This window comes from Halolactibacillus sp. JCM 19043 (assembly GCF_001310395.1).
Taxonomy (GTDB): Bacteria; Bacillota; Bacilli; order Bacillales; family Amphibacillaceae; genus Halolactibacillus; species Halolactibacillus miurensis.
The window spans coordinates 51,580-64,576 of sequence record NZ_BAXD01000001.1 but is presented as its reverse complement, the minus strand read 5'-3'; the positions used below and the strand labels follow the sequence as shown (position 1 = coordinate 64,576).

Here is a 12,997-nt window from a genome sequence, read left to right as displayed (position 1 = left end):
CTTTCACTCTATCCACGGATCAGTCGAGAAAAAGTTACACGTTTTTTCTAAAAAATAACCATAATTGTAAAGTCTAACATATGTACGGTGAAAGCCTGATAAAAAAACGACCAACATGGTAACATTACCTGTTGGTCGTTCATAATAATCATGTAAACTCTACATTTAATTGTGTTTTTATAAAAAGATAATCGAACCGACGATTCCAATAAAACCGACAATACTTAAAATATACACCGGTAATTTTGGCATCTCTTCATTATTCTCCATCGCCTTACCAAACATGAAGAACACGAATGGGTGAACAAGGAAGGTCATAGAGAATGTGAACGTAATTAATCCTGCGGCTTCTGCGCCAAACATTCCCTCTTGAATAGCCGCAAAAAGACCGAAGTGTGAAATCGCACTCGCTTTTGCCATCGCCGCAAAGTCAAGATTCATGGAACTGAAGCTAAGCATGATTAAGCCGCCGAAAATCGCGATTAACTGCCAGCCAAAGCCGAATTGTAGTAAGGCAGCCATTTCTTTTTTATCATCATTGTCCGGTTTTTTTATGTTTTTTAATCCGAGAATAAGTAAGCCAAAACCGATGATAGCCATAATAATGGCTGGAATCATTAACAATGATCCTCTGTCAGAGCTCATCGCTAAAATTGAGAAGACAAAGATGTGCATCGCAAATGGAATATTCACAAGCATCGGCGCACGATTAGCCGCACGCTTTCCTAAGTCACCTGCGGTACAAGCACCCGTTAAACCTGTATGTGATAAGGCACCTGCCATCCCTGGTGCTAAGTTTCTCACGGCTTGCGTTTTACCAAAGTACATGAGTAAGGCCATCCCGCCAAACATCCAAAAGACTTGGCCGAAGAAACCATAGCCTAAGACACTAGCTGCGCCTTCCATATCAAACACTTCAATAATACGTGAACCACCAACAGTGAAGTTCCCAGCAAGTACAACGGGAATCCCCGCAAAGAGTAACGCTTTTATTGTTGGACCAAAGACATAGTCGTAGCAAATCATCCCTAAAGCTGTCGCGAGTACCATCGCAAAGAAGATCGATGGTAGGGCAACGAGGTCATTAACAAAGATCGATAAATGGTACGCTAAAACAAGAATACCCGTAATCACGATAATTTCTAAAACACCTTTTCTAATATAGAGAGGTTTTTCTAAAATCTTCGCCTTACTATCTATTAGTATAATCGATCCCACTAATCCTAAGTAAGCCATAATCGGATAATAACTCGATAGTGGACTTGAATTAAGACCCAGAATAATTCGACTTAATGCTTCAATCCCAATCAATAAGAAGAATGAGCGGACAATTAAGACCATTTGTGTCCGGGTGGTTCCTAACACCGCTTCTTCTTCATTATGTATGAGTAAATCTTTTGTTGCGCCTTCTTTGTTTCCGAAAATCTTTCTGATTTCTTGACCGCCCACAAAGAAAGTCACAATCAAGGCAATACTGGTTGTTTTCGATATAAGTTCAACGACCGGAAATTGTTGTAACCCCGGTTCTGCCACGCCGCTTGATACGAGCACAAAGCCCATAGCCAAACCAAAAATAACGATAATTAAAATCGGTGAGTACCTCGTACCAGCGACCACGGTCCTGGCAATGAGTACCATCGGAATAATGATAAACAACGATAATAAAAAGTGGTTAAGTAACTGCAAGCTTTCTACTTGTTGTAATAATTGTTCCATGTTTTTTCTCCTCTCATGTTTAAACGTTTACATAATCCGTTTCATTGTATGATTAATTTGTGAATGAGTAAACAGGTTTTTCTCTTTGTTCACAAAACATTCACGTTTATGGTTTAGCCTTACCATACTTCTTGCTTTTGTTTATGAAAAAACTTTTAAAGCAAAAAAAAAGAAAAACGCTGATGTTTTACAAACATTAGCGCTTTTCGTGTGTATGTGGTCTTTATGCTTGTTCTTGTTGGACAACCGAACGAATCGCTGAACGATCAAAGCGTAAACGATTATTTTCGTTTATCTTAATCACAACAACATCTTCATCAATCGCATCAACTGTGCCGTGGAGACCACCAATCGTAATGATTTGGTCACCTTTAGCTAAATTTTGTTGCATTTGACTAACTTGTTTTTGACGTTTTTGTTGTGGACGAATTAAGAAAAAGTAAAACACCACAACCATCACTAATATAGGTGATAAGCCAAGTAACATATTTAATAAATCTTGCATACTATTTCCTCCTCTCTCTTACTTAAAAGTTTTTCGCATTCGGTTTGTTAAAACCATATTGTTCAAAGAACTCCTCACGGAAGTCACCTAAACGATCTTCTCGAATCGCTTGTCGAACCTGCTCCATCAATTTTACCAGAAAATATAGATTATGATAAGAGGTTAATCTTAAACCGAATGTTTCATCTGTTTTAATTAAGTGACGCACGTAAGCGCGGGTGTAGTTTTTACACGTATAACAATCACAATTAGGGTCAATTGGTGAGAAGTCACGCGCATATTTCGCGTTTCTTACGACAAGACGCCCTTGTGAGGTCATGAGTGTACCGTTACGAGCGATACGGTTGGTAAGACACAATCAAACATATCCACCCCACGAATGGCCCCGTCAATCAATGAATCCGGTGAACCAACCCCCATGAGGTAACGCGGTTTTTCATTCGGTAAGAGTGGCGTTGTAAATTCTAACACACGATTCATGACATCTTTTGGTTCACCAACAGATAGACCACCAATCGCATAACCTGGAAAATCAAGCGATGTTAAATCTTTCGCACTTTGACGACGAAGATCTTCGTATTCACCACCCTGGACAATCCCAAATAACCCTTGGTCCTGTGGACGTTTGTGCGCTTCTAAACAACGCTCAGCCCAACGGCTCGTCCGTTCTACTGAATTTTTCATGTACTTATGCTCGGCTGGATACGGTGGACATTCATCAAAGGCCATCATAATATCCGACCCAAGTGAGTTCTGAATCTGCATCGCTTTTTCAGGGGATAAGAAGAGTTTCTCACCACTGATATGATTTCTAAAGTGGACCCCTTCTTCTTCAATTTTGCGTAAGTCACTTAAACTAAAGACTTGGAAGCCACCAGAATCGGTCAAAATTGATCCGTCCCAGTTCATAAACTTATGGAGACCTCCAGCTTCTTCAATGATATCTTCACCTGGTCTTAACCATAAATGATACGTATTTGATAAAATAATCCCGGCGCGATCTCGGTTAATTCCTCAGGCTCATTGTTTTCACCGTCGCAAGCGTTCCGACGGGCATAAAGACAGGTGTTTCAAATGACCCGTGCGGGGTGTGGACGCGTCCAAGTCTTGCGCCTGTTTGTTTACATGTTTTAATTAATTCATAACGTATTGCTGTCATACATCATCCTACTTCTAATTATTGGATAAACATTGCGTCACCAAAACTAAAGAAACGGTAACGTTCATTAATTGCGGCGTGATAAGCTTCCATAATAAAGTCACGATCACTAAAGGCACTGACTAACATCACTAATGTTGATTTTGGTAAGTGGAAGTTCGTAATCAAACCATCAATGGCTTTAAATGGGTAGCCCGGATAAATAAAGATATTGGTCCAGCCAGTGGCAGCTGTAATTGCCCCATCATGGTCTCTCGCGATTGTCTCAAGCGTTCTTGTTGAGGTTGTGCCGACAGAAATGATTCGACCACCAGATTGTTTCACACGGTTGATTTTTTCAGCTTCAGCTTCTGTTAAAATATAAAATTCACTGTGCATGTCATGCTCTTCTATTTTATCTACACTGACTGGACGAAACGTCCCAAGGCCCACGTGTAACGTTACAAAACAAATCTCAATACCTTTTTCTTTTGCTTCTTCGAGTAATGCCTCTGTAAAATGGAGACCCGCCGTAGGCGCAGCCGCTGATCCTTCTTCTTTAGCATAGACAGTCTGATAACGACTTTGGTCATCTAATGTTTCTTTAATATAAGGCGGCAGTGGCATCTCACCTAGCTCTGTCAATACTTCCAAAAAGATACCGTCATAACTAAACTCCACTAAACGTCCGCCATGATCTAAGATCTTTGTGCATGTGGCTGTTAATCTGCCATCACCAAAGCTAACGATCGTACCTTCTTTCACTTTTTTCGCCGGCTTAGCTAAGACTTCCCACGTATCACCTTCGTGTTGCGTTAAGAGGAGCATTTCGATATTGGCCCCTGTCTCTTCTTTTGTGCCAAATACGCGAGCCGGTAGAACTTTCGTATTATTTAAGACGAGCGCATCTCCTTTATTTAGGTAGTCGAGTATATCTTTAAAATGACGATGCTCTATCGTCCGTGTCTGTCGGTTCATTACTAATAGCCGAGAAGACGACCGATCTTTTAGTGGTGTTTGCGCAATCAATTCTTCTGGCAAATGAAAATCAAAATCTTCTATATTCACCTCTATCACCTCTCATTATTATTCTCATGTAAACGTGCGTTGACTCACGTTGCTATGATTGATTTGTGTCATTTTTATACGATCGATTAAAATGCCGATACGTCTGTTCCGTTGCGATACGTCCGCGTGGCGTCCGTTGAATAAAGCCCTTTTGTAGCAAGAAAGGTTCATAAACGTCTTCAATTGTTTGTGATTCTTCACCAATGGTCGCTGATAATGTATCTAAGCCAACAGGCCCGCCGTTAAATTGATCTAAAATCGACAGTAATAATTTATGATCAATATGATCGAGCCCGATTTTATCGACTTGTAACATATCTAAGGCGATACTTGCCGTTGACATACTAATCTCTGACTCTCCTTTTACTTGTGAGATATCACGGACACGTTTTAGTAAGCGATTGGCTATTCTTGGGGTACCACGGGAACGTTTCGCAATTTCAATCGCCGCTTGTTTATTAATGCCGACATTAAACACATCGGCACTACGAATAATAATTTCTGTTAGAGCTTCTGCCCCATAATATTCTAACCGACTTAAAACGCCGAATCGATCCCGTAAGGGAGCGGTTAAAAGTCCTGCTCGTGTCGTAGCCCCAACTAAGGTAAAGGGCGGTAAATCAAGTCTGACCGAGCGAGCAGTGGACCCTGTTCCAATAACAATATCTAAACAAAAGTCTTCCATTGCTGGATAAAGGATCTCTTCTACTGCGCGCGGCAGTCGGTGAATTTCGTCAATAAATAACACATCGCCCGCTTCAAGCGAAGATAGTATAGCCGCCAAATCACCCGCCTTTTCAATCGCAGGACCTGACGTCGTTCGAAATTCCACCTGCATTTCATTGGCGATAATATGAGCTAACGTTGTTTTACCTAACCCCGGGGGACCATAAAGTAAGACATGGTCGAGTGGTTCTTCGCGCATTTTTGCAGCTTCAATAAAAATGGCTAAGTTTTCTTTTGCTTTTGTTTGACCGATATACTGCTTCAATGTTTGTGGTCTAAGACTTAACTCTTCTTCTTCTCCAACCAACGATTCACCTTGAATCACTCTCTCTTCCACGTTACCGCCTCCTTTACTGTGTCAAATACATGAGACCTTTACGGATGAGCGCATCGGTCGTTTGTTCTTTTGCTTGTCTTAATTGTGGTTCAATGGCTTTTATTTCACGCTCTTTATAACCAAGTGCTTTGAGTGCTTCTTTTGCCTCAACAAGCGCATGCGGATTCGCTTCACCGGTTGACTTATTGTCTTGATCTGACTTAGACACCATAAACGGCAATTTCCCTTTTAAATCAAGAATCATTTGGCGTGCGGTTTTTTTACCGACACCAGGAAATCCGGTAAGGTATTTTTCATTTTCCTCTTCTATTGCTTGAACAAATAAATCGACCTCACCTTGTCCTACAATCGATAAGGCACCTTTTGGTCCAATACCTGAAACATTTAAAATTTTCTTAAATAATGTTTTTTCATCACGACTTTTAAAGCCATACAGTATTTGTGCATCTTCTCTAACATGAAAATGGGTATAGATTTTTACTGACTGACCAATCAATCGTTCAAAGTCAAAAGGATTGGCACAAATAATATCATAACCAACGCCGTTTATATCAATAATTGCTGACACTTCCGTCATTTCAACGAGTGTGCCTTTTATATAATCAAACATGGTTTCACTCCATCCGTTCTTTTTCTCCATATGAATAGGCGCATACAATACACCATTATAACATTTATTCATCAACTTTTGGTCATGATCGTTCGACTTTTTAAACAAATCGTATAGTAAAATAGCCTATTAAGAAGAAATATCACCACTTTCTATTTTTTCTCTCATCAATAAACCGCATTTTTATCATTTCACGCAAAAAACCCAGTAAGATCGATTCATCTCACTGGGCTCACTTTATGACGCAGCATTATGATAAACTTCTTGAACATCTTCTAAGTCTTCTAAGGCATCGATTAGCTTATCAAATAGTTGTTGGTCTGTCTCTGACAATGCACTTTCTGTTGTCGGTATAAACGTCACTTCAGCTACCTCGAACTGATAACCTTCAGCTTCTAGTGCTTGTTTGACTGATTTAAAGTCTTCAGGTTCGGTATAGATTTCAAAAACATCCTCAGACGTTTCCATCTCTTCAGCTCCCGCTTCAAGTAACGCCAACATGAGCGTATCCTCATCCGCCTCTGTTGTCTCACGGTCAATTAATAAGTAACCTTTACGATGAAACATAAAACTCACGCAACCATTCTCACCGAGATTGCCGCCGTGCTTCGAAAAGGCGTGGCGTACATCAGCTGCAGTTCTATTTTTATTGTCGGTTAAAATTTCAACCATGACAGCCGTACCCGCGGGCCCGTATCCTTCATAAAACCCTTCTTCATACGTCACCCCATCTAAATTACCCGTTGCTTTCTTAATCGCACGGTCAATGTTGTCATTTGGCATGTTGTTGGCCTTCGCTTTATCAACCGCTAATCGTAAGCTCGGATTCATCTCCGGGTCAGCACCGCCCTCTTTAGCGGCCACGTAAATATCTTTTGCTAGTTTCATAAAGATTTTTCCGCGTTTTTGATCTTGAGCATTTTTACGTTTCTGAATATTTTTCCACTTAGAGTGTCCAGCCATCTATATGACCCCTTTCATATCGTGATTGTTCATCTCATCTTCTTCATTCTAACATGAAAGTGGTCTATTTTAAAAAATCTTATCTAGGCTTCTTCAAACGGCGGTGGAAAAGCAATCCCGTCACGTTTATGGTGTGATCGCGCATGTAAACGATCAATAATGGCCTGGTCTTTTTCAGGAATAGGTTCGCCTTTTAAATAGCGATCAATCATGTCATAAGTTGTACCCATTTCATTCTCATCGGTTTGCCCTTCCCAAAGACCCGCACTTGGCTTCTTATCAATGACGGCTGTTGGCACACCCAAGTAACGCGCCATATCTCTTACTTCTCCTTTTGTTAAATGTACAAGCGGCGCAATATCGACGCCCCCGTCCCCGTACTTTGTGAAATAACCGGTATGCCATTCTGCTTTATTATCCGTCCCTACGACAAGATAATGGTGATTCGTCGCAATGGTATACAGTGTACTCATACGTAAACGCGCACGCAAGTTAGCATCAGCTAACTGATCATTAGCTGGTTGATGCATGTTTTCTTCAGCTAACACGTCAGTAATTGTACTAAATAATGTATTATGCGTGGCAGTTAAATCAACGGTGATTGCGTTTAAATCAGCTGATTCAATCACACGCATCGCATCATCAAAGTCTCCCGGATGACTTTTACACGGTAACATCACACCTAAACTATTGGTTGGCATGGCGCGTTTAATTAAATGGGCAACAACCGCTGAATCAATCCCTCCGCTGACGCCAACAACTAATCCTTTTACGTTTGCTTCTCCCACTTTTTCTTTTAACCATGATACTAAATGTTTGACTTTTTTCTCCATGAGTACTTTCGCTCCTTTTATTCGTCTAGTTCTATTATTCCTTAAAAACGCGAAAGTTTCAATCCAATCATACGATGAGTTTCATCTCTTCATCATACTGGGTCTCATTTAGCGACAGTGATGACAATATCCACAGTAATATTGGCAACTTTGAGCCGTACGTTTAATTGGCGGCCACGGTTCATAGTGCTTGCGTTTTGGCGTTTGTATATTGGTCGCGTGAGACGGTTGAGAATCTTTCTGTATTTCTTTAGTCTCCTGTCCTTTTTCCATTGTTTTTGCGTTTGATTGTTTGTTTATGACTAACTTTTTTTTATCTTCTTTCATAGAAATAAGAGCTGACTTGTCTGTTAGCACTTGTTCTTTTTCAGATGAGAGGGTGTGTTCAGTCGATTTCAGGTTTACCTCTTCATTCCCTTCCTTTTTGATTTCTTTACTGTTTGTTGGACTTTGATGGTGATCACTGTCTTGAAAAGCTTCGGTGACTTTTTTTAAGTTAGGAATGTACACCTTCATACCAGCGACTAAGCAGTCGGGTTGAATAAAATCAGGGTTAAATTGTCTTAAATCATCCAACGTTACTTGATATTTATTGGCGATGGTCACAAAGGTTTCTTTCGGACGAACGATATGAATACGCATGAGTTAACGCCTCCTTTACCGTTAGTCTATGCACCTATGTCTATATTTATAAAAACAAGCGGTCTTTTAAGCGAATTTTTAAGAAATTAATCTGTTCATTTGAAATCACATAGGGAAACCGTTGCATTTTCAGCTGTAAACACCTACACTAAACTTAATACAACGATAATGAATGAAGGATGAGAAACTATGTCAGAACAAAAAATGTCAGGCACCGACCGACGCGACTACTTGCTAAAGGTACTTAACCAAGCATCTGAACCACTTACCGGTAATGCGCTCGCTAAAAAAACAGGCGTCAGTCGTCAAGTCATTGTACAAGATATCTCTTTACTTAAAGCTACTGGCGAACAAATCATGCGACGAGCCAAGGGTATTTATTAATCAAACATACCCAAAACGACCGGACTTTTAAGCGCCTCATCGTCTGTCAGCACACACCAGAAGAAACAGCGGAAGAATTGTACCTCATGGTAGACCAAGGGGTGATGGTGAGGAATGTCGTTATTGAACATCCTGTATACGGGGACTTAGAGGCCACACTGATGTTAAAAGACCGTCACGATGTCAATGAATTTCTAACAAAAATTAAAACGACAAACGCACCCTATTTAGCTGAGTTAACCGATGGGGTTCACATTCACACCTTAGAAAGTGATAGAGAAGAAAAGATTGACAGTTGTATCCATGCGCTTGAAGAACGAGGATTTATCTTCCATTCCGAAGGGTAAGGACACATAGCCAGTGATCAAACACCATGCCTTAATACGATAAACAACAAAGGCCCAAACGAACAATGTCGTTTGGGCCTTTGTATATAAAAATGTCGTTAAACGTCATGAAGTACTTCTGTTACGTGGTAATAAGGATAACTCCCTAAAACTTCTACTTGGCAACCAATAGCTTCTAGCTCTTGAATCGTATTTGGAATAAGGATATCATCCATTTTTTGTTCAATATCAATAAGGAAATAATATTGACCAAGGGCTGTTTTCATTGGACGCGATTCAATTTTAGATAAATTAATCCGGCGCCACGCAAATGCCGATAACACTTGGTGTAGTGCCCCGGCATGGTCAGTCGGTAAGGCAATCATAAAGGTTGTTTTAAACCCCTTAACGGGTAAGTTGTTTGACCTGAGTGCCGTATCATTTTTATGTAAGACGACAAAGCGCGTATGATTATTCGCAATATCATGAATGTCTCGTTTAATAATCGCTAAATCATACGTTTCGGCCGCTTTTTCATTGGCAATGGCTCCAATCAATTGTTCTGGATGTTCACTGACAAACTGAGCTGCTGCACCTGTTGAATTATACATTTCTTTCTTCACTTGTCGCATATCTTGAGTTAAAAACTGATGGCATTGCGCCAATGCGTGGGGATGTGAATAGATCACATCTGTGTCTTGCCAACGCAAGGCATTTTCTTTATGTACCATGAAATGTTGTCTAATAGGGACAACAATTTCACTGACGATTTTTAGCTGTTTTGATTCAATCAGATAGTCAAGCGTTAAATTCACCGTTCCTTCTAACGTATTTTCTAGCGGGACGACCACGTATTTTACATGCCCAAACTTCACCGCATCAAAGCAATCGGGAATGGTTTGATAAGGCATGTGTTTCTCACCTTTAAATAACGCATCCACCGCCATACTTGTAAACGTGCCTCTCGGCCTAAATAGCCTACTGAATAACTCATCCTTACCTCCATTCTAACGCCTCACGCGCCTGAACCTAATACGTCAACCTTCTCAATAAATTGATGTTGCTTGAGTCGTGTTAATAACTCGTCTAAATCCATTTTCAGATTTTCAATATCGAGTGACACGGTGACATTGGCTTTACCGTTTAATGGAATCGATTGATGGATCGTTAAAATATTCCCGCCCGCTTTAGCCACCATATCAAGTAAATGCGATAACGTACCTGAACGATCTTCTAAATGGAAAAACAACGTAATAATTTTTGTCTGTTGAATCGCTTGAAAAGGGAAAACAGCGTCTCGATATTTATAAAAGGCACTGCGTGATAACCCAACTTTTTGTACAGCTTCGTAGATCGATGTCGCTTTACCACGCTCCAAATCTTTTTTTTACTTGGAGCGTCTTTTTCATTGCCTCTGGTAAAAAATCACCACGCACAAGATAAAAAGTGTCTTTTTCATTTTTCATCATCTGCTTCCCCCTCACTCACAACTTATTCGATAAATTCAAATTCGTAATTCATCAGGCGCACAACGTCGCCATCTTTTGCCCCGCGTTCTCGCAAGGCTTCATCAATACCCATCGAACGCATTTGTCTTGAAAAGCGCTGAATCGATTCATCACGCGTTAAGTCTGTCATCTTAAACAACTTCTCGATTTTTGCACCAGATAAGACGTACGCTCCATCATCATCACGAGTAATAATGAATGGCACTTCTTCAGGTTGATGTTTATAAACGATATGTTCTGGCGCTTCTTCAACCGGTTTAATGCGGTGCGGTGTCTCGTCAAGTGTATCCGCAATCGCAAATAATAGCTCTCTTAAACCTTCACGTGTAATCGTTGACAGGCGATAGATGGGATAATCTTCTGTCAGTTGTTCTTTAAAGAAAGCTAGTTGTTCTTCTGCTTCAGGAATATCCATCTTGTTAGCAACAATGATTTGTGGACGTTCAAGTAACGTCTGATCATATGCTCTTAACTCCTCATTAATTGTCACGAAATCGTCATATGGATCTCGGCCTTCTGTTGATGCCATATCGATGATATGGACAATCACACGCGTCCGTTCAATATGACGCAAGAATTGGTGACCGAGTCCAACGCCTTCACTTGCCCCTTCAATAAGTCCTGGTAAATCAGCCATCACAAAACTGCGATGATCTTCTGTTTCGACCATACCTAAATTTGGTTGCAGTGTTGTAAAGTGATAATCAGCAATTTTAGGTCTTGCGGCACTGACGACCGATAAAAGCGTTGATTTTCCGACACTCGGAAATCCGACGAGACCGACATCTGCCATCACTTTTAGTTCAATGACAATATCACGTTCGATACCTGGTTCCCCGTTTTCCGCGATTTCAGGTGCCGGATTTTTGCTGACGCAAAACGAATATTCCCACGACCACCACGACCACCTTTACAGATAATCGCCTGTTGTTCATGTTCAGTTAAATCCGCTAACACTTCACCTGTCTCATCATCTTTAATTGTCGTACCTGGCGGTACTTTTAGTACCATTGGTGCAGCATTTTTACCATGTTGACCTTTACTCATACCATTTTCCCCGCGTTTGGCTTTAAAATGACGTTGATAACGGAAATCCATTAACGTACTGAGACCTTCATCTACTTCAAAGACAACGTCGGCACCATTACCGCCGTCACCACCAGATGGCCCACCAAATGGGACATATTTTTCGCGACGGAAGGACGCTAAACCATTCCCACCATCACCAGCTTTGACATACACTTTGACCTGATCGACAAACATAACCTCACCTCTTTTTCAATATGTTCTAGTTATTATTTACTTGTACGTGTTGTTTCATTATGATTTCTTTCGAAGTTACTTCAATTTCAAAAAAATGTGTCTCTAAATGCGTTAAATCAACGTCTTCTACCTCACTATTTAACATCCATGTATAGTGAATAGTGACACATATATCAGTGACTGCCATCACACGCACATGCAACGTGTGGATGTGTGACCGTTGCGGCAAAAGGGAAGATAACACCTCATTGACAGACATCGCTATACGTTCATCTATTGCTTCGGTTGATGGCACGTTACTAAAGCTTAAGCCATCAATCGAAAGCGTAAAATCCCCTTGATAATAAGCAAACACAACACTCGTTTTCTCAAGTGGGAGACTGAGTATCTGTCGTTCTAATTCTAATTGCTGCATCCAATCCGCAAGAATTTCAGCGACTTTTTCTTTCTTTTGCATTTGTTCATAACCGAGTAAGAGTTGTAGTTGATTCGCATGATCATGGCGTTTCTTTTTCAATAACTGTTGACATGTCCATTCCTTCACACTTGTCACCTCTTTGATAATTGTATGAAAATTATAACAAATATCACGCACCCTGTACATTGAATCAAAAAAATAATCAAATAAAAAAGCGCGCCTCCTAAGAAAACTCTAAAGAGACACGCTTGTTATTCTAACGTCTTATGCTTCCTGTGCAACAGGATACACACTTACGCGTTTGCGATTACGGCCAACGCGCTCGAAACGTACGATACCGTCTGTTTTAGCGTAAAGAGTATCATCTCCACCACGACCAACGTTTGTACCAGGATAAATCTTAGTACCACGTTGACGGTAAAGAATAGATCCGCCAGTAACCATTTGTCCATCAGCACGCTTAGCGCCTAGACGTTTTGATTCTGAATCACGACCGTTCTTTGAGCTACCTACACCTTTTTTAGATGCGAAAAATTGTAAGTCTAAACGTAACATCATCG

General features: G+C 40.6%; 13 protein-coding genes and 3 pseudogenes. 1 reads left to right on the top strand and 15 read right to left on the bottom strand.

Going from position 1 to position 12,997, the window contains the following annotated elements:
- Positions 1-177 precede the first annotated feature (177 nt).
- From JCM19043_RS00325 to JCM19043_RS00285, 9 genes and pseudogenes are all read right to left on the bottom strand, one after another.
- Entirely contained in the window at positions 178-1,716 is a 1,539-nt protein-coding gene (locus JCM19043_RS00325; protein WP_062318994.1) for a hypothetical protein, read from the bottom strand.
- A 223-nt stretch (positions 1,717-1,939) separates the two neighbouring features.
- Positions 1,940-2,221, bottom strand: a complete 282-nt coding sequence (gene yajC / locus JCM19043_RS00320; RefSeq protein WP_062318992.1) for a preprotein translocase subunit YajC — start codon at positions 2,219-2,221, stop codon at positions 1,940-1,942.
- 22 nt (positions 2,222-2,243) lie between these two features.
- A pseudogene (gene tgt, locus JCM19043_RS00315) lies at positions 2,244-3,380 on the bottom strand (tRNA guanosine(34) transglycosylase Tgt).
- Positions 3,381-3,398: 18 nt separating this feature from the next.
- Complete coding sequence (gene queA, locus JCM19043_RS00310) at positions 3,399-4,427, bottom strand: tRNA preQ1(34) S-adenosylmethionine ribosyltransferase-isomerase QueA (RefSeq protein WP_062318989.1); 1,029 nt, start codon at positions 4,425-4,427, stop codon at positions 3,399-3,401.
- Positions 4,428-4,479: 52 nt separating this feature from the next.
- Positions 4,480-5,490, bottom strand: a complete 1,011-nt coding sequence (gene ruvB / locus JCM19043_RS00305; RefSeq protein ID WP_062318987.1) for a Holliday junction branch migration DNA helicase RuvB — start codon at positions 5,488-5,490, stop codon at positions 4,480-4,482.
- 13 nt (positions 5,491-5,503) lie between these two features.
- Entirely contained in the window at positions 5,504-6,100 is a 597-nt protein-coding gene (gene ruvA, locus JCM19043_RS00300) for a Holliday junction branch migration protein RuvA (RefSeq protein WP_062318986.1), read from the bottom strand.
- Between the two features lie 237 nt (positions 6,101-6,337).
- Positions 6,338-7,063: a YebC/PmpR family DNA-binding transcriptional regulator gene (locus JCM19043_RS00295; RefSeq protein ID WP_062318983.1), complete on the bottom strand. Its 726-nt coding sequence runs from the start codon at positions 7,061-7,063 to the stop codon at positions 6,338-6,340.
- 83 nt (positions 7,064-7,146) lie between these two features.
- On the bottom strand, positions 7,147-7,896 hold the full coding sequence (gene nadE, locus JCM19043_RS00290) for an NAD(+) synthase (RefSeq protein WP_062318981.1): 750 nt from the start codon (positions 7,894-7,896) through the stop codon (positions 7,147-7,149).
- Between the two features lie 108 nt (positions 7,897-8,004).
- Complete coding sequence (locus JCM19043_RS00285) at positions 8,005-8,538, bottom strand: LysM domain-containing protein (RefSeq protein WP_062318979.1); 534 nt, start codon at positions 8,536-8,538, stop codon at positions 8,005-8,007.
- Between the two features lie 189 nt (positions 8,539-8,727).
- Here JCM19043_RS00285 and JCM19043_RS00280 point away from each other — a divergent pair.
- Positions 8,728-9,269: pseudogene (locus tag JCM19043_RS00280) on the top strand (transcription repressor NadR).
- 98 nt (positions 9,270-9,367) lie between these two features.
- Here JCM19043_RS00280 and pheA read toward each other — a convergent pair.
- From pheA to rpmA, 6 genes and pseudogenes are all read right to left on the bottom strand, one after another.
- Positions 9,368-10,195 (bottom strand): prephenate dehydratase, encoded by an 828-nt coding sequence (gene pheA, locus JCM19043_RS00275; protein ID WP_062318977.1) that lies wholly within the window; start codon positions 10,193-10,195, stop codon positions 9,368-9,370.
- A 68-nt stretch (positions 10,196-10,263) separates the two neighbouring features.
- Positions 10,264-10,714: pseudogene (locus tag JCM19043_RS00270) on the bottom strand (ACT domain-containing protein).
- Positions 10,715-10,739: 25 nt separating this feature from the next.
- On the bottom strand, positions 10,740-11,582 hold the full coding sequence (gene cgtA, locus JCM19043_RS00265) for an Obg family GTPase CgtA (protein WP_231631343.1): 843 nt from the start codon (positions 11,580-11,582) through the stop codon (positions 10,740-10,742).
- Positions 11,555-12,019 carry a hypothetical protein gene (locus tag JCM19043_RS17085; protein WP_231631330.1) on the bottom strand — a complete coding sequence of 155 codons (465 nt, stop codon included), beginning with the start codon at positions 12,017-12,019 and terminating at the stop codon, positions 11,555-11,557. Before JCM19043_RS17085 ends, cgtA begins: the two co-directional genes overlap by 28 nt.
- Before the next feature lie 25 nt (positions 12,020-12,044).
- Positions 12,045-12,563 (bottom strand): Spo0B domain-containing protein, encoded by a 519-nt coding sequence (locus JCM19043_RS00260; RefSeq protein WP_177220601.1) that lies wholly within the window; start codon positions 12,561-12,563, stop codon positions 12,045-12,047.
- Positions 12,564-12,701: 138 nt separating this feature from the next.
- On the bottom strand, positions 12,702-12,992 hold the full coding sequence (rpmA, locus tag JCM19043_RS00255) for a 50S ribosomal protein L27 (RefSeq protein WP_062319426.1): 291 nt from the start codon (positions 12,990-12,992) through the stop codon (positions 12,702-12,704).
- Between the last annotated feature and the right edge of the window lie 5 nt (positions 12,993-12,997).